Annotated in this window: 25 protein-coding genes and 1 pseudogene; 13 read left to right on the top strand and 13 right to left on the bottom strand. The window is 71.5% G+C overall.

Features of this window, described 5'->3' with window-relative positions; genetic code table 11:
* Positions 1-73 precede the first annotated feature (73 nt).
* A complete protein-coding gene (locus ACLJQZ_RS22855; protein WP_410621941.1) occupies positions 74-910 on the bottom strand; it encodes an NAD(P)H-binding protein in 837 nt (278 codons plus the stop codon).
* 107 nt (positions 911-1,017) lie between these two features.
* On the opposite strand from ACLJQZ_RS22855, the gene ACLJQZ_RS22860 reads away from it, so the two are divergent.
* Positions 1,018-1,728, top strand: coding sequence for a TIGR03089 family protein (locus ACLJQZ_RS22860; RefSeq protein WP_410621942.1), 711 nt, complete (start codon positions 1,018-1,020; stop codon positions 1,726-1,728).
* A gap of 64 nt (positions 1,729-1,792) precedes the next feature.
* Here ACLJQZ_RS22860 and ACLJQZ_RS22865 read toward each other — a convergent pair whose 3' ends face one another.
* Positions 1,793-2,233 carry a DoxX family protein gene (locus tag ACLJQZ_RS22865; RefSeq protein ID WP_247060946.1) on the bottom strand — a complete coding sequence of 147 codons (441 nt, stop codon included), beginning with the start codon at positions 2,231-2,233 and terminating at the stop codon, positions 1,793-1,795.
* Positions 2,234-2,488: 255 nt separating this feature from the next.
* On the opposite strand from ACLJQZ_RS22865, the gene ACLJQZ_RS22870 reads away from it, so the two are divergent.
* Positions 2,489-4,345 carry a GTP-binding protein gene (locus ACLJQZ_RS22870; RefSeq protein WP_410621943.1) on the top strand — a complete coding sequence of 619 codons (1,857 nt, stop codon included), beginning with the start codon at positions 2,489-2,491 and terminating at the stop codon, positions 4,343-4,345.
* Here ACLJQZ_RS22870 and ACLJQZ_RS22875 read toward each other — a convergent pair.
* The 3 genes and pseudogenes from ACLJQZ_RS22875 to ACLJQZ_RS22885 all read right to left on the bottom strand — a co-directional run bounded on the left by ACLJQZ_RS22875 (position 4,342) and on the right by ACLJQZ_RS22885 (position 6,656).
* Positions 4,342-5,157: a DUF1206 domain-containing protein gene (locus ACLJQZ_RS22875; RefSeq protein WP_410621944.1), complete on the bottom strand. Its 816-nt coding sequence runs from the start codon at positions 5,155-5,157 to the stop codon at positions 4,342-4,344. The genes ACLJQZ_RS22870 and ACLJQZ_RS22875 overlap by 4 nt on opposite strands.
* A gap of 75 nt (positions 5,158-5,232) precedes the next feature.
* A pseudogene (locus tag ACLJQZ_RS22880) lies at positions 5,233-5,659 on the bottom strand (hypothetical protein).
* A gap of 67 nt (positions 5,660-5,726) precedes the next feature.
* Positions 5,727-6,656, bottom strand: coding sequence for an esterase/lipase family protein (locus ACLJQZ_RS22885; protein WP_410621945.1), 930 nt, complete (start codon positions 6,654-6,656; stop codon positions 5,727-5,729).
* 154 nt (positions 6,657-6,810) lie between these two features.
* Between ACLJQZ_RS22885 and ACLJQZ_RS22890 the strand changes: the two genes are divergently transcribed.
* The gene (locus ACLJQZ_RS22890) at positions 6,811-7,047 is read left to right on the top strand and encodes a hypothetical protein (RefSeq protein WP_410621946.1); all 237 of its coding nucleotides are present in this window, start codon (positions 6,811-6,813) and stop codon (positions 7,045-7,047) included.
* A 796-nt stretch (positions 7,048-7,843) separates the two neighbouring features.
* Here ACLJQZ_RS22890 and ACLJQZ_RS22895 read toward each other — a convergent pair.
* On the bottom strand, positions 7,844-9,001 hold the full coding sequence (locus ACLJQZ_RS22895) for an acyl-CoA dehydrogenase family protein (RefSeq protein ID WP_410621947.1): 1,158 nt from the start codon (positions 8,999-9,001) through the stop codon (positions 7,844-7,846).
* 116 nt (positions 9,002-9,117) lie between these two features.
* On the opposite strand from ACLJQZ_RS22895, the gene ACLJQZ_RS22900 reads away from it, so the two are divergent.
* Entirely contained in the window at positions 9,118-10,791 is a 1,674-nt protein-coding gene (locus ACLJQZ_RS22900) for a class I adenylate-forming enzyme family protein (RefSeq protein ID WP_410621948.1), read from the top strand.
* Positions 10,792-10,800: 9 nt separating this feature from the next.
* Here the strand turns inward: ACLJQZ_RS22900 and ACLJQZ_RS22905 are convergent, their stop codons facing one another.
* Positions 10,801-11,811 carry an Lrp/AsnC family transcriptional regulator gene (locus ACLJQZ_RS22905; RefSeq protein WP_410621949.1) on the bottom strand — a complete coding sequence of 337 codons (1,011 nt, stop codon included), beginning with the start codon at positions 11,809-11,811 and terminating at the stop codon, positions 10,801-10,803.
* 101 nt (positions 11,812-11,912) lie between these two features.
* Here ACLJQZ_RS22905 and ACLJQZ_RS22910 point away from each other — a divergent pair, with 101 nt between their 5' ends.
* A complete protein-coding gene (locus ACLJQZ_RS22910) occupies positions 11,913-12,608 on the top strand; it encodes an SDR family NAD(P)-dependent oxidoreductase (RefSeq protein ID WP_410621950.1) in 696 nt (231 codons plus the stop codon).
* Between the two features lie 15 nt (positions 12,609-12,623).
* Here ACLJQZ_RS22910 and purE read toward each other — a convergent pair whose 3' ends face one another.
* From purE to ACLJQZ_RS22935, 5 genes are all read right to left on the bottom strand, one after another.
* Positions 12,624-13,121, bottom strand: a complete 498-nt coding sequence (gene purE / locus ACLJQZ_RS22915) for a 5-(carboxyamino)imidazole ribonucleotide mutase (RefSeq protein WP_247060933.1) — start codon at positions 13,119-13,121, stop codon at positions 12,624-12,626.
* 10 nt (positions 13,122-13,131) lie between these two features.
* Positions 13,132-14,316, bottom strand: coding sequence for a 5-(carboxyamino)imidazole ribonucleotide synthase (locus ACLJQZ_RS22920; protein ID WP_410621951.1), 1,185 nt, complete (start codon positions 14,314-14,316; stop codon positions 13,132-13,134).
* Between the two features lie 12 nt (positions 14,317-14,328).
* The gene (locus ACLJQZ_RS22925; RefSeq protein ID WP_410621952.1) at positions 14,329-15,525 is read right to left on the bottom strand and encodes a glycosyltransferase 87 family protein; all 1,197 of its coding nucleotides are present in this window, start codon (positions 15,523-15,525) and stop codon (positions 14,329-14,331) included.
* Positions 15,500-16,852 carry a glycosyltransferase 87 family protein gene (locus ACLJQZ_RS22930; RefSeq protein WP_326946244.1) on the bottom strand — a complete coding sequence of 451 codons (1,353 nt, stop codon included), beginning with the start codon at positions 16,850-16,852 and terminating at the stop codon, positions 15,500-15,502. Before ACLJQZ_RS22930 ends, ACLJQZ_RS22925 begins: the two co-directional genes overlap by 26 nt.
* 71 nt (positions 16,853-16,923) lie before the next feature.
* Entirely contained in the window at positions 16,924-17,772 is an 849-nt protein-coding gene (locus tag ACLJQZ_RS22935) for a GGDEF domain-containing protein (protein ID WP_410621953.1), read from the bottom strand.
* A 268-nt stretch (positions 17,773-18,040) separates the two neighbouring features.
* Between ACLJQZ_RS22935 and ACLJQZ_RS22940 the strand changes: the two genes are divergently transcribed.
* The 8 genes from ACLJQZ_RS22940 to ACLJQZ_RS22975 all read left to right on the top strand — a co-directional run bounded on the left by ACLJQZ_RS22940 (position 18,041) and on the right by ACLJQZ_RS22975 (position 25,591).
* A complete protein-coding gene (locus ACLJQZ_RS22940) occupies positions 18,041-20,266 on the top strand; it encodes a sigma-70 family RNA polymerase sigma factor (RefSeq protein ID WP_410621954.1) in 2,226 nt (741 codons plus the stop codon).
* A 10-nt stretch (positions 20,267-20,276) separates the two neighbouring features.
* Positions 20,277-20,786, top strand: coding sequence for a GtrA family protein (locus tag ACLJQZ_RS22945; RefSeq protein WP_326946241.1), 510 nt, complete (start codon positions 20,277-20,279; stop codon positions 20,784-20,786).
* Positions 20,787-20,824: 38 nt separating this feature from the next.
* Positions 20,825-21,352, top strand: a complete 528-nt coding sequence (locus ACLJQZ_RS22950; RefSeq protein ID WP_410621955.1) for a GtrA family protein — start codon at positions 20,825-20,827, stop codon at positions 21,350-21,352.
* Positions 21,353-21,591: 239 nt separating this feature from the next.
* Positions 21,592-22,935, top strand: coding sequence for an MFS transporter (locus tag ACLJQZ_RS22955; protein WP_410621956.1), 1,344 nt, complete (start codon positions 21,592-21,594; stop codon positions 22,933-22,935).
* Entirely contained in the window at positions 22,932-23,786 is an 855-nt protein-coding gene (locus ACLJQZ_RS22960) for an NAD(P)H-binding protein (RefSeq protein WP_410621957.1), read from the top strand. Before ACLJQZ_RS22955 ends, ACLJQZ_RS22960 begins: the two co-directional genes overlap by 4 nt.
* A 20-nt stretch (positions 23,787-23,806) precedes the next feature.
* Complete coding sequence (locus tag ACLJQZ_RS22965; protein WP_410621958.1) at positions 23,807-24,457, top strand: response regulator; 651 nt, start codon at positions 23,807-23,809, stop codon at positions 24,455-24,457.
* Between the two features lie 93 nt (positions 24,458-24,550).
* Positions 24,551-25,183 (top strand): response regulator transcription factor, encoded by a 633-nt coding sequence (locus tag ACLJQZ_RS22970; protein WP_410621959.1) that lies wholly within the window; start codon positions 24,551-24,553, stop codon positions 25,181-25,183.
* Positions 25,184-25,186: 3 nt separating this feature from the next.
* On the top strand, positions 25,187-25,591 hold the full coding sequence (locus ACLJQZ_RS22975; protein ID WP_410621960.1) for a hypothetical protein: 405 nt from the start codon (positions 25,187-25,189) through the stop codon (positions 25,589-25,591).
* Here ACLJQZ_RS22975 and ACLJQZ_RS22980 read toward each other — a convergent pair.
* Positions 25,588-26,871: an ATP-binding protein gene (locus ACLJQZ_RS22980; RefSeq protein ID WP_326946236.1), complete on the bottom strand. Its 1,284-nt coding sequence runs from the start codon at positions 26,869-26,871 to the stop codon at positions 25,588-25,590. The two genes, ACLJQZ_RS22975 and ACLJQZ_RS22980, sit on opposite strands and share 4 nt — an antisense overlap.
* Position 26,872: the final 1 nt, after the last annotated feature.

Below are 26,872 nucleotides of genomic sequence, written 5' to 3' on the forward strand. Positions count from 1 at the left end.
TCGTCACTTTCATAGGGAAAGATGCGTCTCCAGGGCCTCCGGACGCATCTTTCCCGATGAAAGTGCGGCATTGTCACGCGAAGTCGGCGCGGTGGTCTTCGGCCCACTGGCGGAAGGTGCGCGGCGCGTTCCCGGTGACCTCGCGGACGACGTCGGTGACCACCGAGGGCTCCCGCGTCGTCCGTTCCATGGCCCGGAGGACCTCCGGCGGCACCTCGGGCGGCCAGCCGAGCGCCGTCATCTGCGCGGCGGCCTGCTCCGGGGTCAGCTCCTCGACCCGCAGCGGCCGGCCGAGGACGTCCGCCAGGACCGCCGCCTGTTCCCGGAAGCTGATCGGCTCCGGCCCGCTCAGCTGCAGGGCGGCGCCGACGTGCGAGCCGTCGACGAGGATCCTGGCCGCGACGTCGGCGATGTCCCGCTCGTGGATCGCGCCACTGCGCGAGTCGGGGTAGGCGGTGCGGACGACGCCGTCGGCGATGCCCGCGCGCCAGCCCAGCGCGTTGGTGGCGAACGCGCCGGGGTTGAGCAGCGTCTCCCCGAACGACGCCGCGATCAGCGCCTCCTCGACCACGCGGTGCAGCTGGGCGATCCGGCTCTGCGCGGACCGCGGCTCGAGCGTCGCACCCGACGACAGCAGCACGACGTGCCGCACCCCGGCCGCTTCGGCCGCCTTCACGAATCCGTCGACCCCCTGCCGTTGCGTGTAGAGGAACACCGAGCGGACGCCGTCGAGCGCGGCGTCCAGGGTTTCCGGGCGTTCGAGGTCGGCGCTCACCGTCGCGACGCCGTCCGGGACGCCGAGCGCAGTCGCGTCGCGGCTCGCCGCGCGGACGTCCTGGCCTGCGGAAACGAGCGCGTCGACGACGGCGTGGCCGACGTTCCCGCGCGCGCCGGTGACAAGGATGGTCATGGCTGTCCCCAGTCCGTCAGATAGCTTTGCTTGCAAAGCAAAGCTACTCAGCGGCGTGATCCGGTGTCAACCGGCGAGGCGGGTGGTCCGCGCTTTAGCCTTGGCGCATGAGCCTCACCGACGAGCTGCTGCGGCCGCTGCAGGCCTCGCCCGCCAAGCCGTTGATCACCCACTACGACGACCAGCTCGGCAGCCGCGTCGAGCTGTCCGTGGCGACGACCGTGAACTGGGCCGCGAAGACGGCCAACTGGCTGACCGAGGAGTTCGACGTCGAGCCGGGCGACGCCGTAGCCGTGCAGCTGCCGGCGCACTGGCAGACCGTCGGCGTGCTGCTCGGCGCGTGGTGGAGCGGCGCCCGCGTGGTGCGCGAAGGCACCGGCGCGCGGGTGGCGTTCGTCGGGCCGGACGACCCGGAACCGACCGGCGCGGCCGCGACCGCCGTCGTGACGCTGGACCCGATGGGCCGCGGCCTCGACGAGCCGCCGGGCGGCGGCGCGTTCGACTACCTCACCGAGGCGCGGATGGCGGGCGACCAGTACCGGCCGCTGTTCCCGATCCCCGGCGACACGGCGGCGCTGTTCGAGTCCACAGTGGACGAGATCCTCGCGGAAGCCCGCGCCCGTGCGGCGAAACTCGGCCTGAGCGCGGACGACCGCGTGCTGTCCACGCGGGACTGGAGCGGGCCGGAGGGCATCCTCGACGGCCTGCTCGTCCCCCTCGCCGCCGGCGCGCACCTGGTGCACGTCAGCAACGCGGACCCGGCCAAGCTGTCCGCCCGCCGCGAGGCCGAGCGCACCACCGCCGACCTCCCCGCCTGAAAGCCGTGAAGGCCTCCTTCCCGGCTCTTATGGCCGACAAGGAGGCCTTCACGGCTTTACGGGGTTACGCGTTCTGGAGTTCGCCGACCTCGGTGTCGCGGCGGGCGCGTTTGCGGCCCCACAGCAGGTGATCCAGCGTCAAGCGGCCGCCGTTGAAGCCGAGGGCGAGGCCGGCGAGCGCGAGCACCAGGACCAGCTCGTAGCCGCCCTGGCCGGTGAGGCCGTTATCGATGTGCACCGAGAGCAGCGCGCCGACCGAGATCACGACGTAGCCGACGCCGACCAGCGGCATCAGGAACCCGGCGATGAACGCGATCGAGCCGAGGATCTCAACGGTCATGGCGAAGATCGCGGCGACCGTGGGCAGCGGGATGCCCGTCATGGCGAAGAACTTCGCCGTGCCGTCGACGCCGCTGTTCCACTTCTGGATCCCGTGCGCGAGGAAGACGACCGCGACGCCGATCCTCCCCAGCAACAGGGCCACGTCCTTGAATCGTCCGAACATCCGTGCTCACTCCCGATCGGTGAAATTTCAACTGACCCGACCCAAAGTAGGGCACCCGGCACCCGTGATCGAAGCTCCGGAGGGTGATCGACAGGGAACCGACAGGGACGACGGAGGCCTGAAACCGGTTTCGCGCGGGCCTGCCGCGGGCTATTTTCAGCCTGACCTGCGTCCACGACCGCGAGGAGACCCCGATGCGCCGACAGACCGTCCGACCCGGCCTGTCCACCGCATCCCAGAGGACCTCCCGCACCCGTGAAAACCCTGAACATCGGCATTCTCGCGCACGTCGACGCCGGTAAGACCAGCCTGACCGAGCGCCTGCTCTTCGAGGCCGGCGCCATCGCCCGGCTCGGCAGCGTCGACGGCGGCGACACCCAGACCGACTCCCTGGACCTCGAACGCCGTCGCGGCATCACCATCCGCTCCGCGGTGGCCTCCTTCGTGACCGGCGGCACCCGGATCACGCTGATCGACACCCCGGGCCACTCCGACTTCATCGCCGAGGTCGAACGCGCCCTGCGGGTGCTCGACGGCGCCGTCCTCGTGGTGTCCGCCGTCGAAGGCGTCCAGGCCCAGACCCGCGTGCTGATGCGGACGCTGCGCCGCCTCGGCATCCCGACGCTGATCTTCGTGAACAAGATCGACCGGCCGGGCGCGCGCGACCTGCTCGACGACGTCCGCGCGAAGCTGGCGCCGCGGGCGATCGCGCTGAGCGCCACCACGGCGTCCGACGAGCTGGCCGAGCTGCTGGCCGACGGCGACGACGCGTTCCTGGAGTCCTATGTGGACGACCGCGTCGACGCCACGGCCTGCCGCGCCGAGCTGGCCCGCCAGGTCGCCCACGGCACGCTGCACCCCGTGCTGTCCGGCTCGGCGATCACCGGCGCGGGCGTCGCGGACCTCGTCACGGCGATGGCCGAGCTGCTCCCGGCCACCGAGCGGACCGGCGACGGGCCGCTTTCCGCGACGGTGTTCAAGATCGACCGCGGCCGCGCCGGCGAGAAGATCGCCTACGCCCGGCTGTACTCCGGCGTGCTGGCGCCGCGGCAGCGGATCTCTTTCTACCGCGGCGAAACCGAGCTCACCGGACGCGTCTCGGCGGTCGAGGTCGCCGGGGACGAGGTGGCGCTCGCCGGGGACGTCGCCCGGCTGCGCGGCCTGCGGGACGTCCGGATCGGCGACCGGCTCGGCTCCCCCGGCGGCGCGCGCGAAGGCGTGTTCGCGCCGCCGAGCCTGGAGAGCGTGGTGCGGCCGGTCCGGCCCGAGCAGACCACGGCGCTGTTCACGGCCCTGACCCGACTGTCCGAAGAGGACCCGTTGATCGACGTCCGGCGTCGCGGTCACGACATCTCCGTGCGGCTCTACGGCGAAGTGCAGAAGGAGGTGCTGCGCTCGATGCTGGCCGAGGGCGCCGGGATCGACGTCGAGTTCGAGCCGACAAGCACCCTGTACGTCGAGAAGCCGGTCGGCCGCGGGGAGGCGGTCGAGGAGATGGATCCCGCGCAGCGGCTGTACTTCTTCGCGACGGTCGGGCTGCGCGTCGAGCCGGGGCCGGGCGTCACGTTCGGCCTGTCGGTGGAGCTGGGCTCGCTGCCGCTGGCGTTCCACAAGGCGATCGAGGAGACCGTCCACAGCTCGCTCGAGCAAGGGCTGCACGGCTGGGAGGTGCTCGACTGCGCGGTGACGTTGACGCACACGGCGTTCTTCAGCCCGCTCAGCGCCGCCGGCGACTTCCGCAAGATGACGCCGTTGGTGCTGATGGCGGCGCTGCGCGAGGCCGGGACGCGGGTGTACGAGCCGGTGCACCGCTTCGAGCTGGAGATCCCGCCGAACGCCGTCAGCGCGGTGCTGCTCAAGCTGGCGGAGCTGCGGGCGGTGCCCGGCGAACCCGCCATGGGCCCGGCGTCGTGCACGCTGCACGGCACCATCCCGGCCGGTCACGTCGACGAGTTCGCCCAGGCCCTGTCCGCGCTCACCCAGGGCGAAGGCGTCTTCCTGAGCGAGTTCGACGACTACCGGCCGTACCCCGGGAAGCCGCCGGTACGCCCGCGCACGGGCGAGAACCCCTTGGACCGCAAGGAGTACCTCGCCCAGCTGGCGCGGCGTTAGCGCTTGTGGGCCCAGGCCGCGCCGAAGCAGTAGGCGCCGAACGCGGCGAAGCCGAGGGCCACCACACTCAGCAGCACGGTGCCGAAGGGCTGGGCGGCGAGCGTCTTCAGGGCGGCGTCCAGCCCGCCGGCCTTGTTCGGGTCGGCGTTGAACCCCGCGTAGGCGAGGAGGATCGCGACGATCGCCAGCACGACGCCCTTGGCGAGGTAGCCGGCCTGGCCGAGCCAGGTGACCCAGCGCTTGGTCTTGCCCGGCAGGTCGTTCATGTCGAGGTCTTCCAGGAACTTCTTCTTGACGCCCTTGACCCCGGACGCGATCGCGACGCCGAGCACGGCCGCGGCGGCGATGACCACCAGCGCCGGCCCGAACGGGAGCTGCAGCAGCTTGGCGGTGAACTCCTGCTGGGTCTGGTTGCTCGAGCCCCCGCTGCCGCTGCCGATGGCGATCTTGAAGGCCGAGAAGCCGAGCGCGATCACGACGACGCCGCGCGCGCCGGCGCCGATCCGCTTGCGCGTCCGCTTGCCGCCGCTGACCCACGTGTACCCGACGGCGGCCATCATGAACTGCCAGAGGCCGAAGAGCACCAGCCCGAGGGCGAGCACCCAGAGCAGGACCTGCCCGTACGCCTTCGAGCCGATCTCCTGCAGGGCACCTTTCTGGTCGGCCTGTTCGCCGCTGCCGAACGCGACCTGCAGGGCGAGGTAGGCGAGGACGAGGTGGACCAGGCCGTAACAGGCCATCCCGACCCGGCCGAGCAACTGCGCGGTATCGGTCTTTTCGCCTCGTTGGGCCGTGGCCTCTGTCCGGTTCATGCCTGCTGGGTACCCAGTGCGAAGCCCGATCGGCTGCGCCATGCGGCCTAATCACCTGCTGTGGCGAGCCGTTCGCTAGGCGGGACGGCGGCGCTCTTCGTCGAGGCGGGTCCAGCCGCCGTTGACGGCGAGCAGCGTCAGCACCTCTTCCGCCTGCTCGGCGAACCGCGCGAGGTCGTCGTGGAGCAGTGCCGCGCGTTCGCTGTCGAGCTGGTCGAAGTCGTCCCACCAGAGGCCGATCGCGGTGCCGGCGGTGAGGACGAGCCCCTGCACGAGGCGCAGGAAGCCGGCCGACGGCTCGTCGGTGGCGTCGCGGTAGGACGTCTCGATCTCGTCGCAGGCCGCGAGGAGGTCCCGCAACTGGCCGACCGCGCCGGCCGGGGTACCGTCCCAGGCCGCCGTGGGCCAGGCGCGGTCGGACAGCTCGAGCCACAGCCGCCCAGCCGGCGACCAGCTCGGCTTCGTCACGGGGTGTCCAGGACGCGGGGACCGGCCAGTACATGCTTCGAGCGTGACACCGCCGGGACGGAAATCCGCCCCGGCGGTGGTTATATCTCATGTGGCGTAGCTCAGCTGATCACCGGCGGCACCAGCACGCAGGGCGGCGTCTTCGCGTGCGCCGGGTCGAGCGCGTTGAGCACCAGCCCCTGGGCGACCGGGTCGTAGGTGATGCCGAGGTGGTCGGTGAAGTCGAGCCCGCAGACGTTCTGCAGCAGGATGTTCTTCACGTTCGGCGCGGCCTTCAGGTAGGCGCTCGTGTACGGCGTCACGACGTCGTCGTAGCGCGTCTGGATCACGGTGTAGTCGATGCCGGGCACGGTCTCGCCGCCGGCGTTGAGGTCGGCGAGGAAGGCCGACCCGACGGCCTGCTCGTTGCACGACTGGCACACGCTGCCGAGCACGGCCGGCACCCCCGGGATCATTTCGAGCGTGCTCAGCAGGCCGAAGAGGTCGGTCCCGTGGTTGGACGGCGACAGCCCGACGAGCCGGCTGATCTTGTCCGCGCCGCCGAGGTACTTGATCCAGTACCGGATGTTCATCCCGCCCTGCGAGTGCCCGACGACGTCGAGCTTCGTGGCCCCAGTCGCGTTCAGGATCTTGTCCCCGAAGGCGGCAAGCGCTTTCGCGGTGTCGGCGATCGGCCCGACGGTCTGCAGGAACGTCCCGGGCGTCCCGCCGAAGTTCCCGGCGAAGACGCAGTACCCGGCGTTGGCGAGCTTCTGGGACAGGTTGGCCCAGTTCTCGTAGGCGTTGGCGGTGGTCCCGTTGGATAGGAGCACGGGATTGGGGTGCTTGCTGGACGGCTTGCAGTTCCAGTCGTTCGTCCCGGGCGGCGCGATGGTCGGCGCCCCCAGCGAGTAGACGGCGGCGGTGAGGATATTGGGCTGCACGGGCCCGGTGGGTTCCCTGACCGCTGCTTGGGCCGTCGTGGCCCCCAGTACGAGCGCGGCCGTCACGGCCATCCCGGCGACCAGCCACCGGCGCGTCCTCAAGCCCATCCAATTCACCTCTCTGTGAACCGACGGTGACCTGCATCACCACACTCATTAACGCGCGGGTAACTTGTTCGGACACTCCCCCTGGTGAGTGATTTTCATTCGCTCGCTGACCTGCTATGTGTGACACAAGACGGGCCGAGTGACACTCACGAACATGACAAAACGCTTTGACGACCCGGGCGCGGCACAGTTGGCTCCCGGCATGGCCAAGCGGCGTTATGTGGCGAGAGGCGTGCCGGGCGGCTACCGGATCTGGGACAACAAGGGCCACCGCTGGTGGGGCGACCACTACGACCTGTGCCCCGACGACCTACTGGCCGAGCTCAACGGCGCGAAGGACCCGGCGAAGATGACGGCGCTCCTCAAGGACCACCGAGCCCAGCGCCGATGAAGCCGAACGCAGGGTTCGCAGGCGGCGGGCTCGAACCTCCGGCGCTAGCGGCCGCCGATCTTGATCGCGATGTAGGCCAGCAGGATCACGGCGATGCCGAGCAACACGACGATCGCGATCATGCCGAGCACGAAACCGTCCGCGGAAGTGGTCACGATCATCGAGTAGTGCTCCTGTCGCCGGTGGTCGACCGGTAGTCGACTTCCTGGCGCAGCGCGTTTCAGCCGATCCGGACCGGCAGGCACCCGCGGCGCGGGTCCCGCGCCGCGGCGAAACGCTGAACGCCCCAGCACCAGCAGGCACCGGGGGCGTTCGGGGTTCGCCGTGACTTCGGCGTTAGTACGATGCGCGCGGGTCCGGCAGGGGATACGCAGGTGCCGTTCGCGCACCACGCGTGCGACATCCGCCACGTCGCTGCTTACCCTGCCGGTTCGGCTGTGCCTCGGGCGCCCCGTGCACCTGTTGAGGCGGATTGGACCAAAGTATGGCGCCACGGTCCGCCGGTCCTCAACGGGATTACCGGAAACGCTAGGTCAGCGCTTCAAAATGCTCCGAATGACTACCGGATTCGCTGCATTGAGAACCGCGGGCACTTCCTCCAGGCGGCATCGATCAAGAGCAAGGCAGACGATCAACACCCGGACGGCCTCACGAACACCGGGTGTTACAGAACCCCCGATACGCCAGTCGAGCGTGTAGGTCGCGCGATGTTCGGGCGGCCTGGTGCCGATGACGGCCTGGAGGCGGCCTGATCATGGACCACCAGGGACACCCGAACTACCGGATCAAGATCTATTTACCCCTTGAGCAGGGCGCGGGCCATGACGACCTTCTGGATCTGGTTCGTGCCTTCGTAGATCTGCGTGATCTTGGCGTCGCGCATCATGCGCTCCACCGGGAAGTCGCGGGTGTAGCCGGCGCCGCCGAAGAGCTGGACGGCGTCCGTCGTGACCTCCATCGCGATGTCCGACGCGTACATCTTCGCCGCCGAGGCCATGAAGCCCGCGCGCTTGTCGCCGCGCTCGGTTGCCGCCGCGGAGGCGTAGACCAGGTGGCGGGCCGCCTCGATCTTGGTGCCCATGTCGGCCAGCATGAACTGAACGCCCTGGAACTCCGCGATCGCCTTGCCGAACTGCTTGCGCTCCTTGACGTACGCGATCGCCGCGTCGAGCGCGCCCTGGGCGATGCCCAGCGCCTGCGCGCCGATCGTCGGGCGGGTGTGGTCCAGCGTGCGCAGCGCCGTCTTCAGGCCGGTGCCGGGCTCGCCGATGATGCGGTCCGCCGGGATCGTGCAGTTCTCGAAGTAGATCTCGCGCGTCGGGGAGCCCTTGATGCCGAGCTTCTTCTCCTTCGGGCCGACCGAGAAGCCCGGGTCGTCCTTGTGGACCACGAACGCCGAGATGCCGTTGGCCTTCTTCTCCGCGTCCGGGTCGGTCACGACCATCACGGTGTACCAGGTCGATTCACCCGCGTTGGTGATCCAGCACTTGGTGCCGTTGAGGACCCAGTGGTCGCCGTCGAGCCGCGCGCGGGCGCGCATCGACGCGGTGTCCGAGCCCGCTTCGCGCTCCGACAGCGCGTACGAAGCCGACGCCTCGCCGGACGCGATCGAGGGCAGGACCTGCTTCTTCAGCTCTTCCGAGGCCGACAGGATGATCGGCTGGGTGCCCAGCTTGTTGACCGCCGGGATCAGCGACGCCGAAGCGTCGACCCGCGCGACCTCTTCGATGACGATGCAGGCGCCGACGGCGTCCGCGCCCTGGCCGCCGTACTCTTCGCCGATGTGGACGGCGTTGAAGCCCGACTTGACCAGCGCGTTGTACGCCTCGATCGGGTAGCGCTCGTTCTCGTCGACCTCGGCCGCGTACGGCGCGATCTCCTTCTCGGCCAGGGCCCGGACCGCGGCCCGCAGCTCCTCGTGCTCCTCGGCAAGCTGGTACAGGCCGTCGGTCACTTCCGGTCACCTTCTCTACGACGTCGGGAGGGGTTCCGTCGATGTTAGCGCTCGTTCACTGACTGCGTCGGCCGTCGTCCTTGTGTCCTTGACCGCAGAATTCGTATGGTCGAGTGATGCCGCTCACCGCGCCGACGACGCCGCCCGGTTTGCCCGTCTCCCTCGACTACCCCGAAGTCCCGGTCGGTTCGATCCTCACCGCGGGCGCCACCCGCTGGGGCGACCGGACCGCCTTCGCCCAGGACGGCCGCAGCCTCACCTTCACCGAGACCTACCGCGCCGCCTGCCGGTTCGCGAACGCCCTGATCGAGCGCGGCATCGGCCGCGGCGACGTCGTGGCGCTGCACCTGCCGAACTGCCTCGCGTTCCCGATCGCCTACTACGGCACGCTCATGGCCGGGGCCACCTTCAGCCCGACGAACCCGCTGCTCCCGCCGGACGACCTCGCGTTCCAGCTCGCCGACTGCGAAGCCGCGGCCGTCGTGACGTTCGGGCCGGTCGCGGGCGCGCTGGCGAGCGTCGCCGGCCGGATCCCGGCGAAGTTCGCCGTCGTCGTCAATCCGGCGGGTGACCTGCTCGACGGCCAGGTCGAGTTCGAGGCGTTCCACGCCGGGCAGCCGGAGACGCGCCCCGAGGTCGCCATCGACGTCCACGAAGACCTCGCGCACCTCGCCTACACCGGCGGCACCACCGGCCGGTCGAAGGGCGTGCGGCTGACGCACCGCAACGTCGTGGTCAACACCCTCCAGCACTCGTGCTGGGGCTCCGGCTCGGTGCCGGCGCTCGACGCGGACGGCGAGATCACGATCGACCAGATCGGCGGCGAGGACGAGTGGCCCTCGCGGCTCGGCACCGGGATCGCGATCAACCTGACGCCGTGGTTCCACGCGATGGGCATCATCGGCGGGATGAACGCGGCGATCATCGGCGGCACGACGACGGTGCTCCACGCGCGTTTCGACCCGGCCGCCTACATCGCCGACGCCGAACGCCTGCGCGTCACCGGTCTCGGCGGCGCGCCCGCGCTGTTCGCGGCGCTGCTCGCGACGCCGTCCTTCCACACCGCGGACCTGTCTTCGGTGCGGTCGATCGGCTCCGGCGCGGCGCCGATGAACCACGCGATGATCAACGCGCTGCGCGAGCGCTTCCCCGGTGTGGTCGTCGCCGAGGGCTACGGCCTCACCGAAGCGACGATGGGCGCGATCATCTCGCCGACGTACCGCTCGGGCACCCGCAAGGTCGGCTCGGTGGGCGTCCCGATCTTCGACACGCAGGTCAAGGTCGTCCCGGCCGAGGGCGGCGAGGACCCGGTCCCGGCGGGCGAGCGGGGCGAGGTCTGCCTGCGCGGCCCGCAGATCATGCAGGGCTACCGCAACCGCCCCGAGGAGACGGCCGCCGCCCTGGTCGACGGCTGGCTCCACACGGGCGACATCGGCATCCTCGACGAGGACGGCTATCTGTCCATCGTGGACCGCAAGAAGGACATGCTGCTGTACAAGGGGTACAACGTCTTCCCGCGCGAGCTGGAGGAGCTGCTGATCACGATGCCGGGCGTCGCGGCGGCCGCGGTCGTCGGCCGCCCGGACGTCGAGGTCGGCGAGCTGCCGGTGGCGTTCGTGGTGCCGCACGGAGAGCTCGACGCGGACGAGCTGATGGCCGCGATCAACGAGAAGGTCGTGCCGTACAAGCGGTTGCGGGAGATCCACGTCGTCGAGCAGATCCCGGTGTCCGCCGCCGGGAAGGTGCTCAAGCGCCAGCTGCGGGAGCAACTGCCGGCCAAGCTCGACTGAGGCCGGCGGTCAGGCCAGGCGGTCGCCGGAGAGGTGGGTGGCCGCCTGCTTCACGTGCCTGAGCAGCGGGGAGACCTCCATGCTCTGCAGGCCCGGCAGGGAGCCGACGTGGTCGGAGGTGAACTCGAACAGTTCGTCCAGGTCCCGGCAGTGGGCGACGGCGTGGAGGTTGTGCGGACCGGTCACCGCCGCGGCGAAGGCGATCTCCGGCAGCTGGGCCAGGGCTCGGCCCAGGGTCTTGACCGCCGACGGGTGCACGCGCAGCCAGAGGTTCGCTCCCGCGTGGTAGCCCAGCGCCGTCGCGGCGAGCTCGACGTCGATGTGGACGGCGCGCCGCTCCAGCAGCGTCCGCAAGCGGCGTGACGCGCGCCCGGGCGTGAGGTCCGCCGCCGCGGCCAGGTCGACCAGGCTCGCGCGGCCGTCCTCGGCCAGCACGGCGAGCAGCCGCTCGTCCCCGGGCGTGAGGCGCACCGGCTCGCGGGCCACGACCGGGGCCTCCGTGAACGGCTCGCCGCCGGTCCCCAGCGCGGCCTCCTGCTCCGGCGTCAGCGTGCCGCGCAGGGCGGCCCAGTAGTGGCCGCGGCCGCCCATGAACTGGCGCAGCATCGCGGACGCCTGGATGTCCAGGACGGCCGCCGTGCGCGGGAGCTGCCTGCCGAGCAGGTCGTCGCGCTGTTCCTGGGTGCGGGACCGGACCGCGCAGGTGATCTCGGCCCCCGCGGCGCACAGCGCCACCCAGCTGACGTCCTCGCGCTTCGCGAGCGCGTCGGCGATGGCCGCGACGCTGCCCGGCCGGCAGCGCAACCGCACCAGCCACTTGCTCTGCCCCAGCGCACCCGGGTCGACGATGCCGGCCACCCGGACGATGCCGTCGGCCCGCAGCCGCCGGTAGCGTCGGCCGACCGCGGCCTCGGTGAGCCCGAGCGCCTCGGCGATCGCGGCGAACGAGGCCCGCGGAGCGACCTGCAGTGCCCGCAGGAGACACACATCTTCCGGCGAAGCCACGACGGATTCGGCCATCAACATTCCTCCTGTCGAGGCAATCCTACAAATCACCCCGGCGAATGCGCTGCGAAGACGCCATCGCGGTGAGACTGGGAAGCCGAACCCGAGGAGACGAAATGACCGAACCCACCGCCCTCATCGTCGGCGCGTCCCGCGGCCTCGGCCACGCGATCGCCACCGAGCTCTTCGACCGCGGGTGGCACGTCATCGGCACCGTCCGGGACACCACCGCCCGCACGCCCCTGCACGACCTGGCGGACCGCTCGGGCGGGCGCGTCGAGGTCGAGCACCTCGACATCACCGAACCCGATCAGCTGCCGCCGCTGCACGAGCGGCTCGCGCACCGGCGGCTCGACGTGCTCTTCATCAACGCCGGGACGACCAACAACCCGCAGACGCCGGTCGGCGAGGTCTCCACCGCCGACTTCGTCGACGTGATGGTCACCAACGCGCTCAGCCCGATGCGCGTCGTCGAGGCGCTCCGGGACCTCGTGCCGCCGGACGGGCTCATCGGCGCGATGTCGTCCGGCCAGGGCAGCATCGCGAACAACACGGCCGGCTCGCGCGAGGTCTACCGCGGCAGCAAGGCCGCGCTGAACATGTTCATGCGCAGCTTCGCGGCCCGCCCGGCCGAGGCCGAGCGCGCGCTCGTCGTCATCGCCCCCGGCTGGATCCGCACGGCCCTCGGCGGGCCGGACGCGCCGTTCACCATGGAGGAGACGGTCCCGCTGGTCGTCGACGTGCTCCTGGCGAAGCGGGGCAAGCCCGGCCTCGAGTTCCTGGACCGCAACGGCGAGACCGTGCCGTGGTGACCGGCGAGTGACCGGCTAGTGGCCGGCCTTCGCGCGCAGGGCCGCGTCCTTGTCCAGGACCAGCTTCTCCAGGTCCAGCTGGAACTGCGTCATCTTCGACCGCAGGCCCTCGTCGGAGGCGGCCAGGATGCGGACCGCCAGCAGGCCCGCGTTGCGCGCGCCGCCGACGGAGACCGTGGCCACCGGGACGCCCGCCGGCATCTGGACGATCGACAGCAGCGAGTCCAGGCCGTCCAGGTACTTCAGCGGCACGGGGACGCCGATCACCGGGAGGACGGTCGCCGAGGCGACCATGCCCGGGAGGTGGGCCGCGCCGCCCGCGCCCGCGATGATCACCCGGATGCCGCGCGCCACCGCCGACGTCGCGTAGTCCAGCATGCGCTGCGGGGTGCGGTGCGCCGAGTAGACGCCGACCTCGTAGCCGACGCCGAACTCGTCCAGCGCCGCGCCGGCCGCTTCCAGCACCGGCCAGTCCGAGTCGCTGCCCATGATCACGCCCACCTGCGGCGCCATAGCTGTTCTCCTAGTGGATCTCGTGGCCGTCGAGCCAGACGGCGTGGGACAGCCAGTGCGCCGAGAGCAGCGCGCGGTTGCGCAGGTCGTCCAGGCGCTCGCCGGTGAAGTTGACGTGCCCGAGCTTGCGGCCCGGCCGCTCCTGCTTGCCGTACAGGTGCACCCGCGCCTCCGGGTACCGCGCGAAGAGGTGGTGCAGCCGCTCGTCCGGCCCCATCTCGGGCAGCACCGACGCGCCAAGGACGTTCGCCATCACGCACGCGGGCGCGACCATGTCGGTGCGGCCCAGCGGGTAGTCGAGTACCGCCCGCAGGTGCTGCTCGAACTGCGAGGTGCGCGAGCCGTCCATCGTCCAGTGCCCGGAGTTGTGCGGGCGCATCGCGAGCTCGTTGACCAGCAGCCCGGTGTCGGTCTCGAACAGCTCGACCGCCAGCAGGCCGGTGACGTCCAGCGTCGACGCGACGCGCAGCGCGAGGTCCTGCGCCTCGTGGACCCGCGCGTCCGAAAGCCCCGGCGCCGGCGCGAGGACCTCGGTGTTGATGCCGCCGGTCTGGACGGTCTCGACCACCGGGTACGCCGCGCCCTGGCCGAAGGGCGAGCGGGCGACGAGCGCGGCCAGCTCCCGCCGCATCGCCACCTTCTCCTCGACCAGCAGCGGCGTGCCCGCCGCCAGGAGCTCCGGCACGGTCTCGCGCGCCTGCTGCGCGGTGTCGAGCATCCAGACGCCGCGGCCGTCGTACCCGCCGGTGGACGCCTTGAGCACCACGGGCCAGCCGTGCTCGCCGCCGAACGCCAGCACGTCGTCCACAGTGGACACCTCGGCGAAGGCGGGTCCCGGCACGCCCATGCCGGCCATCATCTCGCGCATCACCAGCTTGTTCTGCGCGAAGCCCAGCGCGGACGGCGCCGGCCGGATGACGTAGCCCTCCATCGCCAGCGTCAGCAGGTGCTCACCCGGCACGTGCTCGTGGTCGAACGTGAGCACGTCGACCGAGGCCGCGAACTCCCGCAGCGCCTCGAGATCGGTGTGGTGCCCCTGCACGACGTCGCCGGCGACGAGCCCGGCGGACTCGTTCTCGCCCGCGGCGAGGACGCGCAGTGACTGACCGAGGGAGATCGCCGCCTGGTGGGTCATCCGGGCGAGCTGCCCGCCGCCCACCATGCCCACGACGGGCAGACCGGTGTGTTTGTCCATAGCGACACCAGACTAAACGGTGACCACCTGCGGTGACAGCCGGACCAGCCGTAGCTCACGTACCGCGAGCCCGAGGATCCCGGCCGCCGCCGCGAGCACGTAGGCGTTGCCGAGGACCGAAAGGCCCAGGCCCCAGCCGAACTCCGTGTCACCGCCGTTGGGCACGAGCATCACGATCTGCGAGGCGAACAGCACCGCGACGGCCGCCGCGGCCCAGCGGCGGCCCTTCACCAGCAGCAGTGTGATCAAGGGCACGCACCAGACCCAGTGGTGCGACCACGACACCGGCGACAGCAGCAGCCCGTAGAACGCCGTCACCAGCAGCGCCGCCGCGTCCTCGCCGCGCCGGTGCAGCCGCACCACCAGCCACACCGCGGGCCCGGCCAGCACCGCCGCCACCCCGGCCGCCACCGCCAGCGACCAGGGCGCGAGCTCCGAAGCCCGGCTGACCAGCCCGTTGAGCGACTGGTTGAAGATCCAGTGCACCGACCCGACCCGGCTCGGGTCGGTCGCCGAATCCCGCCAGAACCGCAGCGCGTCGACCGGGATGACCGCGAACATCACCGCTTCCAGCACGACGAACGTGCCCAGCGCGCGCAGCCCGTCCTTCCACCGGCCGGTGAAGAACAGGTGCGGCACGAAGATCAGCGGGGTGAGCTTGATCGCCGCCGCCACGCCGATCAGCACGCCCGCCCAGCGCGATCGCCGCGCCGAGAGCACCAGGACGTCCAGCACCACGAACGCCATCAGTATCAAGTTGATCTGGCCCAGGAACAGCGTCTTCCACACCGGTTCCAGCGCCAGAGCGGCAGCCGTTCCCGCCGGCAGCGCCCACCACGCGAGTGAGCGCCCCGGCGACGACGAAACCACCGTGATCACGACCATAAGGGCGACCACCGACAAAAACGCGATCACGCCCCAGACCAGGCCGGACGGCACGAGCGCGAACGGCAGGAACAGCGGCGCCGCGGCCGGGGTGTAGGTGAACGGCAGCCGCACCCAGCCGGGCAGCGCGGTCAGCACGTCGCGGGTGTAGAGCGGGTCGCCGTGGACCAGCGTCAGCGCGCCGGCGCGGTACACCGCGCTGTCCGCGCCCAGGTGCCACCCGGCCAGCCAGGCGAGGACCCCGAACGCGAGGACGACGAGTGCGAGGATCCCGGCGAGAACCCGGCCGGTGCGGGCCTCAGACGCCGGTGGGGACGTCGACATGCTCGCCGGCCGCCGCCTTCTTCTTCCGGGCCCGGCGCTGCAGGCCCCAGCGCAGCGCCAGCGCCAGCGCGAGCACCACCGGCATCAGGATGTACGCGTCGCCCAGCACGTTCTGCCAGACCGTCCAGTGCAGCTCGACGTTGCGCCCGTTGGGCAGGATCAGCAGCACGCAGCTGACGAACACGAACGCCGCCAGGAACGTCCCGACCCAGCGCTTCCACGCCGTCGCCGGGGTCGTCTTCGGCAGCCGCGACACCAGCAGCACGATCAGCGGGACCACCCACACCCAGTGGTGGGTCCACGAGATCGGCGAGATCAGCAGCGTCCAGAACGCGGTCACCAGCAGCGCGGCCAGCGCCTGGCCCTTGCGGTGGAACCGGATGAGCAGCCAGAGGGCCGGGATGGCGAGCAGGAAGCCGATGCCCATGGCCGCCTTGGACGCCCACGGCGCGAGGTCGGTGGCCCGGTTCATCAGCGCGTTCAGGGACTGGTTGCCGGCCCAGTGCACCGGCCCGATCCGGCCGGTGTCGGGCAGCGTGATGGTCCAGTACTTGGCCGCGTCGTGCGCGTTGATCAGGAACATCAGGCCCTGGAGCAGCACGAACGTCGCCAGCCCGCGCAGCGCGTCCTTGCGGCGGCCGGTGATGAACAGGTGGCCGAGGAACACCAGCGGCGTGAGCTTGATCGCCGCCGCGACGCCCACCAGCACGCCGCCCCAGCGACTGCCGCGCGCGCCGATGACCAGCATGTCCAGCAGGATCATGGCCATCAGGATCAGGTTGATCTGGCCGAGGAAGATCGTCCGCCACACCGGCTCGAGGCCGAGGAAAACCAGGAAGAACACGATGGTCGAGCGGGCGGGCGAAGCCCACCAGCGCGGGCCGTCGGCGGCCGGGCGCGGCAGGGCGCCGATCGCGATCCGGATCGAGAGGGCCATCGCGCCCAGCGAGATCGCGGTGATCAGGCCCCAGGAGATCTGCGTCGGGAACGCCGCGAGCGGGACGAAGATCAGCGCCGCCGTCGGCGGGTAGGTGAAGGGCAGCAGCGCCCACCACGGCTCGTTGGCCAACGTGTTGGAGTCGTAGAGGGAGTCGCCGTGCAGCAGGGTCAGCGCGCCCGCGCGGTAGACCGCGCTGTCGACGCCAAGCACCCAGTCGTGCTGCCAGCCCCAGATGCCGTACCCGATCGCGACCAGCGGGATCACCGACAGGATCAAGATCGACCGCGGGCGCACGGACAGCCGGGCGAGTGACCTCCGCAGGGCCAATCGGTGCGTGGATCTGGCCGCGACTTCGCCGTCGACGTCGGTGGATACGGTCCTGGTCACCGCACCAGGAAATCATGGCGGCCCGGGTCCAGGTCAGAAGGGTCCGGACGGAACCGGACTTTCCGGGTGTTCTACACCCTCGCGAGGCGCGCCAGCAGGTCGCAGGCCGATTCGTGGGTGGCCGGCAACCGCACCGCCGAGACGCGCGCCTGACCGGCGTCCGCCAGCTGCGCGTCGACCGACAACCGTTCGTGCAACGCCCTTCTCAGCGCGACGCCGTGGGACGCGACCTTGTCGTCGCGCTGGACGAGCGCGGCGACGACCGACGGCCCGAGCGAGGCGACGCTCTGCCCGCTGTCGAACACCGCCCGCAGGGCGTCCGCGACCAGGATCATCCCGGTCAGCCGCGGGAAGCCGGCGACGGTGCTGAGGTCCAGCGAGACGACCAGCAGCATGTGCTCCTCGGCCGCCGGCCGCTCGCGCGCCGCGGCGGCCTGGTAGAGCTCGGCCAGCCGCGTCCGCAGGTAGGCGGCCGAGGGCAGGCCGGTCAGCGGGTCGGTGACCTCGGTGTGCACGAGCTGGTCGGTGGCGACGTCCGCCCAGGCCAGCGCCGTCACCCGGAGCAGCCGGGACGGCGTCGCATCGACGTCGGGCGAGACGAAGCCGTCACCGACGTGGTCGAGCACGGCGTGCAGCGCGGCCAGGTCGGCGAGGGTTTCGGCGAGTCCCGCGCCGGCCGCCGCGCGGGCCCGGGCCAGCCCGGCCAGCGCGGTTTCGGCGGCTTCGACGCGGCCCTTGTTCAGCACGGCCGCGCAGACGGCGTCGACCTCGGGCAACGCCCAGTCGCTCGGGAAGCGCCAGCCCGCGGCGAGACTCGCCGTGCGCCAACGCCCGCGCAGGGCGCGGAGGGTGCGGTCACGCTCGGCGGTGGACGGAACGTCACCGGGGCCGGAACGCGTGCCGGTTGCCGGAACATCCACTGGCCATCCGCCCCTTTCGTCGAACTTGTCGATCTTGCTCGGTGCTTCACGATGAGGACGGTCGACGGAGTACCCCGTGACGGCGTACTCACCAGTTTTGTTAAGAAGCTTTTCTCCGAAGCTCGCGAAAGTCGGGTGATTTTCTTGCGCCGTCGGTGTCTTCACCCCCACCACGACGTGACCGCTCAGGGTGGGTCAGTCACACTTGCCTCGTGCCCCGGGCCCGCCTGTAAGGGCAGGTCCAGGCCTTAGCCGACCGAGGAGTGCCGTGTCCACCATTCCCGCCGATCTCAGCGGAAAGAGTGACGCCGAGCTGATCGCGGAGGTCCGCGCCGGGAAGATCGCGTCGTACGGCGGTCTGTACGAACGCCACACCGGCGCGGCGCACAACCTCGCCCGTCAGCTGGCCCGCTCGAGCTCCGAGGCCGACGACCTGGTGTCCGAGGCCTTCGCGAAAGTGCTGGACACGCTCCGTGGTGGCAAGGGACCGGATACCGCCTTCCGGGCGTACCTGCTGACCGCCCTTCGCCACACCGCGTACGACCGGACGCGCAAGGAGCGCCGGGTCGACCTCAACGAGGACATGACCGAGGTCGGCGGCGCCGCGGCCGAGGCGCTCACCGTCCCGTTCTCCGACACCGCCGTCGCCGGGCTCGAGCGGACGATGGCCGCGAAGGCGTTCGCGCGGCTGCCCGAACGCTGGCAGGCCGTGCTCTGGCACACCGAGATCGAGCAGCAGAGCCCGGCCGAGGTCGCGCCGCTGCTGGGGCTGACCGCGAACGGCGTCTCCGCGCTCGCTTACCGCGCCCGCGAGGGCCTGCGGCAGGCGTACCTGCAGGTCCACCTGCAGGAGAACGCCGAGGAACGCTGCCGCGCCTGTGCCGAGCGGCTCGGCGCGTGGACCCGGGACGGCCTCTCCAAGCGGGAACGCGCCCAGGTGGAGTGCCACCTCGACGAGTGCGACAACTGCCGGGCGCTGGCCGCGGAACTGGCCGACGTCAACGGCGGGTTGCGCGCGATCATCGCCCCGATCGTCCTGGGCGGCGCCGCGCTGGGTTACCTCGCGACCATCGGCGCGGCCAAGGCGAGCGCGGCCACCGCGGCCGCGGCCGGTGCGGCCGCCGCCGGGGCCGCGGCCGCCGGTGGCAAAGCCGGCGCGGCCGCCGGGGCCGCCGCCGCGGGCCCCCGCCAGTTCGCCGGGGTCGCCGCGTCCGGGACGGCGGTCGTCGCGGCCGTCGTCATCGCGCTGACGGCCGGGGGCGGGGCGCAGGACATCCCCGCCGCGGCCCAGGTGCCGCCGCCGATCGTCCAGCCCGTCGTGCCGCCCGCACCGCCGAAACCGGCACCGCCCGCGCCACCCGCTCCCCCGGCCCCACCGGCGCCGCCCGCCGCGCCGCCGGTGGAACCTCCGCCCGCACCCGTCGTGCCGCCGCCGGCGCCCACCCCCGCTCCGGAGCCGGCCCCCACACCGGCGCCGCCCGCGCCGGCCCCGCCGAAGATGTCCGCGACGACCCCGGCCGACGGCCTCGAGCTGCAGCCCGGCGCCGGGCCCGTCAGCCTGCCGATCACCGTGCGCAACGACGGCGGCAGCGTCTCCGAGCCGGTGGCCGCGGCCCTGAAGCTGCCGCCGGGCGTGCACGCCGTAGAGTCGGGCGGTGGCGGCGCGCCGATGGCGTTCGCTCAGGACGCGGCCGCGCCGATCTCGGTCAACTGCCCGGGTGGTGAGGGCACGGTGACGTGCAAGACGGGCGCCGGCCTGCAACCCGGCCAGAGCGCCACGCTCAACTTCCGGCTCGAGGCCGACGAGGACGCCACGGGCGGCACGGTGACCGGCTCGGTCACCGCCGGCGTGCAGATCAACGTCGCCGTCAGCGTCAAGGTCACCGTGAAGCAGCCGCCGGACGCCGTGGTCCTGGAAGCCCAGGGCGACGGGCTTTCGGCGTTCCCGTGGACCCGCAACCCGCTGGTCTACGTGCGCGTCCGCAACACCGGCGAGACGACCCGGCCGGTCACGGTCACCTTCGACCACGCTCTCTGGCAGTGGTGGAGCCTGCGCGGCTTCCCGTGCACACCGACCGCCGAGGGCGCGAGCTGCACGACGACCGGCTCGGTGGCGCCCGGCCAGCACGTCAACCTGTGGGCGCGGCTGAAGGGCCGCCCCGACGACGGGCAGGTCACGATCGGCGCGCAGCTCGGCAAGGCGTCGGCCGGACCGGTGACCGTCGACTTCGGCTGCTGGCACCACTGGTGCGGGAAGGACCCGTTACCGACGACCACGCCCACTGTGCCTTCTACGTCGGCCACGACGACGCCGTCGAAGCCCAAGCCGTCGCACACTCCGGCCACCACACCGCCGGCGACGAGCGAGCCCGAGCCGACAAAAACCCCACCGCCGTCGTCGACGACCTCAAGCGCCCCACCGGTTCCCGGCAAACCGGGCGACAAGCAGCCGACGGTCACCCCCGAAAGGGCTTTCGGCTGGTTGACCGGGTAGCGTCCGCGCGGTGCGCGAGCTGCTGAAAAAGCATCGCGAGCTCCTCCGCTTCGCCGTTGTCGGCGGGATCAGCTTCGTGATCACGATGTCCGTCAACTACGGCTTGAAGTTCACGGTGCTGCGGACCCACCCGGTCACGGCGCTGATGATCGGTGTCCTGGTCGCGACGATCTTTTCCTACGTCGCCAACCGCGAGTGGTCGTTCCGCACCCGCGGCGGCCGCGAGCGTCACCACGAGGCCGCGCTGTTCTTCCTGATCAGCGGGATCGCGCTGGGCCTGAACGCGCTGCCGCAGTGGTTCTCGCGGTACGTCCTGCACCTGCAGGCGCCGCAGCTCTCCCCGCTCGGCGTCGAAGTGGCCGACTTCGTCAGCGGCATCATCATCGGCACCCTGCTCGGCACGGTGTTCCGCTGGTGGGCGTTCAAGAAGTGGGTCTTCCCGGACGAGGACGCCCGGACCGTCGCGGTGGCCGCCGAAGCCGCGGAAGATCCGGACATTCACGGCAGCAAGGCCGCCTGAACCACAGGTCACGGCGGTGTGCTCCTAGACTGGGTCGTGTGACCGTTGTGGAGACCGTGCTCAAGCGCACGCCGGAACCACTGCGTTCGGTGCTGATCAAGCACCGGGAGCTGCTGAAGTTCGCGATCGTGGGCGGCACGACGTTCGTGGTCGACAACGGCGTCTGGTACTTCCTCAAGCTGAGCGTGCTGGAGTCGAAACCGACCACGGCGAAGGCGATCGCGATCATCGTCGCGACGATCGTGTCGTACATCCTCAACCGCGAGTGGTCCTTCCGCACCCGCGGCGGCCGGGAACGCACCCACGAGGCCGCGCTGTTCTTCGTGATCAGCGGCATCGCCGTCGTGGTGAACCTGATCCCGCTGTACGTCTCGCGGTACGTGCTGGACCTCGAAGTCCCGCACGTGACGCGGCTGGTGATGGAGGTCGCGGACTTCGCGAGCGGGTCGATCATCGGCATGCTGCTGGCGATGTTCTTCCGCTTCTGGGGCTTCAAGAAGTGGGTCTTCCCGGATGAGCTGGGCGAGCGCCGGCGCGACAACGGCGACGTGACCCGCCTGCGCTGATCGCTCTCCGAAAAGTACTTGTCTCCTGACATGTAGTTGTCTACAGTCAACTCCGTCAGTGTTCCTTCGTGAGGACGCCGTCCGGGTTCGGCCGGGCGAGCGGGACGATTCGAGGTGGTTTCCGAGCGCGAAGAGGTCGCACCCGTCCGCGGGTGACGATGGAGCCTTTTCCCGACTCGACGGGACGCGTTTTCCGACGCGTCCGGACATCTCTCGTCCCTTCTTCACGAGGACATCCCTTGATCACAACCGCGCCTTCGCGCGTCAAAAAACCGGCCCTCGTCGGGCTGTTCCTGTCCGTTTTCCTCGCGATGCTCGACGCCCAGGTCGTCGCCACCGCGCTGCCGCGGATCGCCGCCGAGTTCGGCGGGACCGGGGCCTACGCCTGGGTCACCACCGCCTACCTGCTCGCCGGGAGCGTCACCGCGCCCCTCTACGGCAAGCTCGGTGACGTCTTCGGGCGCAAACGTGTGCTCCTGGGCGCGCTCGCCCTCTTCCTGCTCGGTTCGCTCGCCTGCGGCCTGGCGCCGTCGGCCGGCCTGCTGGTCGCCGGCCGCGTCCTACAGGGCGCCGGCTCCGGAGGCCTCTTCGTCTCTGTCGGCGCTTCGCTCGGCGAGATGTTCACGCCTCGCGAAGGCGCGAAGTACTTCGGGTGGTTCTCGATCTGCTTCGCCGTCGCCTCGCTCGCGGGTCCGGTCGTCGGCGGGGTGCTCACCGGCCTGACCGGGTGGCGGTCGATCTTCCTGGTCAACCTGCCGCTCGGCCTGATCGCCGTCGCGTTGCTGTACCCACTCGACCTGCCGAGACGTCGTCGCGAAGCGCCGTTCGACTTCGCCGGCGTCGCTCTGCTCGGCGTGACGATCACCGGGCTCACCCTGCTCACGCCGTGGTCGATCAGCCTCGGGATCGCGGCGGCCGCCGCCTTCGTGTTCGTCGAACGGCGCGCGAAAGCCCCCGTGCTGCCGTTGCGGCTGTTCCGCGACCGGACGTTCACCGTGGCCGTCCTGCTGAGCGTGCCCGCCGGGTTCGCCTTCCTCGGCTCGATCAACTACATCGCGGTCTTCCTGCAGATCGGCGCGGGTCCGGCGGAAGGCGGCCTGCTGCTGGTGCCGATGACGCTCGCCGTGGCCGTCTCGTCCGTCGTCGCCAGCCGGGTCATCGCCCGCACCGGCCACTACCGCTGGGCACCGCGGCTGAGCATGGCGCTCGGCCTGCTCGCGATGCTCGGCCTGACGACGCTGGACGAGCACAGCCCGCTCGCGCTGATCCTCGGCTGCCTCGTCGTCTTCGGGCTCGCGGCCGGACTGAACATGCAGGTCCTCGCCGTCGCCACGCAGAACACCGCGCCCCGCGCGGACCTCGGCGCGGTGTCCGCGACCGTCAACCTCGCCCGCGCGCTCGGCTCGGCGCTCGGCCCGGTCGCGCTCGGCGCCGTCTTCACCGCCGGCCTGCCCGCCGGTCCCGGCCACGCCACCCACGGCGTGTTCCTCACCCTGCTGCCCGTGCTCGCGCTCGCCATCGTCACGGCGTTCGCGCTCCCGCACGTGCCGCTCCGCGACCACCACCAGGAGAAACTCCGATGATCTTCGTCCTCGGCGCCACCGGCAAAGTCGGCCGCGCCCTCGTCCCCGCCGTGCTCGACGCCGGTGCCGCGGTCCGCGCGCTGACGCGTGACCCGGCCAAGGCCCGGATCGACCCGCGCGCCGACGTCGTCCAGGCCGACCTCGACACCGCCGACCTGCCCGCGCTGCTCGACGGCGCGGACCGCGTCTTCATGCTGACGCAAGGCGACAGCGTGGCCCGCGAACGCGCGGTCGCGCAGGCCGCCGCCCGGGCCGGTGTCACCCACCTCGTCAAGCTGTCCACCACCGGTGTCCACTTCGGACAGATGGACCCGATCACGCTGGCCCACGCCGAAGCCGAGCAGGCCGTGCGCGAAGCCGGTCCGGCGTGGACGATCCTGCGGCCCGGCGCGTTCATGGACAACCGCTTCGCCTGGCTGCGCACGATTCGCGAGGAGAACGCCGTGTACGTGCCCGAAGGCGACCCGGCGTCCGCGCTGGTGCACGTCCGGGACATCGCCGCGGTCGCGACGCTCGCGCTCACGACCGCCGGCCACGAAGGCGCGACCTACGAGCTCACCGGCGGCGAAGCCCTCACGACCGAACGGCAGGTCGCGATCCTGTCGGACGCGCTCGGCCGCGAGATCGAGTACGTCGAAGAGCCGGAAAGCGCGGCCCGCGAACGCATGACGCGCATGTACGGCTGGCCCGCCGAAGCCGTCGACGGCTTCTTCGCGCTGAAGCGGGCGTCCGCCGATCGCGAGCACGTCGTCTTCGGCACCGTCGAGCGGCTGCTCGGCCGGCCGCCGCTGACCTTCGCCGATTGGGCGCGTGAGAACGCGGCCGCGTTCACCTACCATTACCGGGGGTGACGGCGGGGAGGTGAGGCGGGGTGGCCGACGGCCTGCGCGTCCTCGTCGTGGACGACCACCCGCTGTTCCGCTTCGGCGTGTGCACGCTGCTGGCCGCCGAGCCCGGCATCGAGGTCGCGGGCGAGGCGGCGAGCGGCGCGAACGCGATCAGCGCGGCCGCGGCGCTGCGCCCGGACGTCGTGGTGATGGACCTGCACCTGCCCGACCTGTCCGGGATCCAGGCGACCCGGCACATCGTGGCCGAGTGCCCGGACGCCGGCGTGCTGATGCTGACGATGGCCGACGAAAGCGAGTCGGTCTTCGCGGCGATGCGCGCCGGCGCCCGCGGTTACCTGCTCAAGGACGCCGAGCCGGACGAGATCGTGCGGGCCGTGCGCGCTGTGGCGCGCGGCGAGGCGATCTTCGGGCCCGACATCGCCAACCGCGTCCTCGGTTTCTTCAGCCGGCCATTGCCGGTCAGCGACCCGGTGTTCCCGGAGCTGACCGGCCGCGAGCGCGAAGTGCTTTCACTCATCGCGGCCGGGCACAACAACGGCGTCATCGCGAACATGCTGTGCCTGAGCCCGAAAACGGTGCGCAACCACATCTCGAACGTCTTCGCCAAGCTGCACGTCGCGGACCGGGCCGAGGCGATCGTCCGGGCCCGCGAAGCCGGCCTCGGACTCCCCTAGACCCGGGCGGCATCGGGACACCGGTCCCATGCGCCCGGGACACCCCGGCGGGCAGGCTGGAGAGCCTGCACCGTGCGAGGGGAATGGGGGGCGATGTTCGAATCCGACCGGACGCCGGTGGTGGTGCGTGCCACCGATCCGATCCTGCACAACGGCGTCTGCGTGGCGCTGCGTTCGCGTGATGACGTCCGGGTGGTGGACGGGGACCCGGCGGCGTCGGCCGGGGTCGCGCTGCTGGTCGCCGACCGGCTCGACGAGCCGATGACCCGGCTGCTGTCCGCGCTGCACCACCAGGGCTTCACCCGGATCGTGCTGGTCGCGGGCGAGGTCGACGACAACGAGGTCTTGGGCGCCGTCGAGCACGGCGTCTGCGCGGTCGCCCGCCGCGCCGACGCCGGCCCGGAGGTGCTCGTCCGGCTGATCAAGGCCGCCGCGGCCGGCGAGGGTGCCCTGCCGCCCGACCTGCTCGGCCGGCTGCTGAACCGGGTGTCCCGCCTGCAGCGCCAGGTGCTCGAACCACGCGGCCTGTCCGCGGGCGGCATGAGCGACCGCGAGACGGAGGTGCTGCGCCTGGTCGCGGCCGGGTATTCGACGCAGGAGATCGCCGACCGGCTCTGCTACTCGCAGCGCACGGTGAAGAGCATCCTGCACGACGTGACCAACCGGTTCCAGCTGCGCAACCGGTCGCACGCGGTCGCCTACGCCCTCCGCGAAGGGCTGATCTGACCCATGATCGCCCAGGTCGACGAGGCCTTGTGCCGGCTGCTGCGCCCCTGCCTGCCCGCCGGGACGCAGATCCGGCTCGATCCGCCGAAACCGACCTGGCAGACGGAGTCGCAGGTGCGGAGCGTGGAGCTGTTCCTCTTCGCGCTGCGCGACGCCGTCGGGGCGGAAGAAGAGAGGGAGGGGAAGCGCGCGGCCCGGCGCTGCGCGCTTTCCTACCTCGTCACCGCGCGGGCCGGGGCGATCCGGGAGGAGCACGACCTGCTCGACGCCGCGCTGAACGCCGTCCTCAGCACCGAATCGCCGTTGCGGGTGGAGCTGGGCGCGACCGATCCGGCCCAGCTGTGGACGAGCCTCGGCATGCCCGCGCGAGCCGGGTTCGTCCTGCTCGTGACGGCCGACATCGGTTAACGCGGGACGCGCTCGGCGGGCCAGCGCACCTCGGGGACGTCGCTCGGCTTGGGGACCTTGAGGAACAGGCTGAACACGGCCGGACGGCGGTTCGACAGCTCGAGCCGGCCGCCGTCGGCCTCGACCAGGGCCCGGGCCAGCGCCAACCCGACGCCGGTGGAGCCGCCGCCGGAGAAACCGCGTTCGAAGATGTGCGGGGCGAGCTCGTCGGGGACGCCGGAGCCGGTGTCGCTGACCTCGACGACCACCGTGCCCTCGGCGTCACCGCGGCGGGCGACCACGCTGACCGTGCCCGAGCCGTGGCGCAGCGCGTTGTCCAGCAGGACGCCGATGACCTCGCGCAGGCGCCCGGGCGTGGCCCGCGCCATCAGGCCGTCGGCGACGCGCATCCGCAGGTTGCGGCCCTCCGAGCGGAGCAGCTCACGCCACTCCTGCGCCATCTTGGGCAGCTGGTTCGGCAGGTCGACGGGTTCGGCGCCGACCTCACGCGCGGCGCGCGCGGCCGCCAGCAGCCCTTCGAGCGCCTCGGCGAGCCTGTCCGCCTGCTCCTGGGCCGCCTTCGACTCGTCGGCCACTTCGCCGTCCGGGTGCACGGTGAGCGGCTCGAGCCGCAGCTGCAACGCCGTCAGCCGGCTGCGCAGCTGGTGCGAGACGTCCCCGACCAGCTGCCGTTCCCGCTGCACGAGCTGGGCGAGCGCGGTGCCGGAGGCGTCCAGCGCCTCGGCGACCATGTCGAGCTCGCCGACGCCGTAGCGGCTGGGGTCGGGCCGGAAGTCACCGCCGCCGAGCCGGGACGCGCGTTCGGCGACGTGCCGCAGCGGTTTGGCCAGCCGCCGCGCCGTCACCAGCGCCACCACCGCGCCGGTGGTGATCGACAGCAGCACCAGCAGGATGACGACGAGCGTCACGGTTGTCTGCCGCTCGTGCATCGGGCCGGCCGGGACGGCGATCTCGACCTTGCCGTCGCGGGCCAGGTCGGCCGTCTCGGTGACGGTGTCGGCGCCCGGGTCGCTGCCGTAGCGCTTCTCGATCTGGTTGCTGGCGCGGACGGTCAGCAGGCCGTTGACCGGGACCGCGGCCCGCACCTGGTCGAGGTCGATGTCCTGGCCGTTCGCGATCTCGGTGTCGAGGATCGCCGCCGCGGCGCGCGCGTTTTCCGCGAGCGTCTCGCGGTAGCTCGACTCGATCTGCCAGCTCGCCACGATGCCCAGCGGGATGCCGAGCACCGCCGCGGTGACCGCGACGGCGAGGAGGATGGCCAGCAGGATGCGGCGGCGCACG

Source organism: Amycolatopsis sp. cmx-8-4, from assembly GCF_046548675.1.
GTDB lineage: Bacteria > Actinomycetota > Actinomycetes > Mycobacteriales > Pseudonocardiaceae > Amycolatopsis.

Coding starts and splice junctions, on each gene's coding strand:
- ACLJQZ_RS22885 (WP_410621945.1), bottom strand. CDS start 6,656: ATGGGCTTGAGGACGCGCCGGTGGCTGGTCGCCGGGATGGCCGTGACG.
- purE (WP_247060933.1), bottom strand. CDS start 13,121: ATGGCGCCGCAGGTGGGCGTGATCATGGGCAGCGACTCGGACTGGCCG.
- ACLJQZ_RS22920 (WP_410621951.1), bottom strand. CDS start 14,316: ATGGACAAACACACCGGTCTGCCCGTCGTGGGCATGGTGGGCGGCGGG.
- ACLJQZ_RS22890 (WP_410621946.1), top strand. CDS start 6,811: ATGACAAAACGCTTTGACGACCCGGGCGCGGCACAGTTGGCTCCCGGC.
- ACLJQZ_RS22910 (WP_410621950.1), top strand. CDS start 11,913: ATGACCGAACCCACCGCCCTCATCGTCGGCGCGTCCCGCGGCCTCGGC.
- ACLJQZ_RS22875 (WP_410621944.1), bottom strand. CDS start 5,157: ATGAACCGGACAGAGGCCACGGCCCAACGAGGCGAAAAGACCGATACC.
- ACLJQZ_RS22855 (WP_410621941.1), bottom strand. CDS start 910: ATGACCATCCTTGTCACCGGCGCGCGCGGGAACGTCGGCCACGCCGTC.
- ACLJQZ_RS22865 (WP_247060946.1), bottom strand. CDS start 2,233: ATGTTCGGACGATTCAAGGACGTGGCCCTGTTGCTGGGGAGGATCGGC.
- ACLJQZ_RS22860 (WP_410621942.1), top strand. CDS start 1,018: ATGAGCCTCACCGACGAGCTGCTGCGGCCGCTGCAGGCCTCGCCCGCC.
- ACLJQZ_RS22900 (WP_410621948.1), top strand. CDS start 9,118: ATGCCGCTCACCGCGCCGACGACGCCGCCCGGTTTGCCCGTCTCCCTC.
- ACLJQZ_RS22960 (WP_410621957.1), top strand. CDS start 22,932: ATGATCTTCGTCCTCGGCGCCACCGGCAAAGTCGGCCGCGCCCTCGTC.
- ACLJQZ_RS22975 (WP_410621960.1), top strand. CDS start 25,187: ATGATCGCCCAGGTCGACGAGGCCTTGTGCCGGCTGCTGCGCCCCTGC.
- ACLJQZ_RS22970 (WP_410621959.1), top strand. CDS start 24,551: ATGTTCGAATCCGACCGGACGCCGGTGGTGGTGCGTGCCACCGATCCG.
- ACLJQZ_RS22925 (WP_410621952.1), bottom strand. CDS start 15,525: ATGTCGACGTCCCCACCGGCGTCTGAGGCCCGCACCGGCCGGGTTCTC.
- ACLJQZ_RS22905 (WP_410621949.1), bottom strand. CDS start 11,811: ATGGCCGAATCCGTCGTGGCTTCGCCGGAAGATGTGTGTCTCCTGCGG.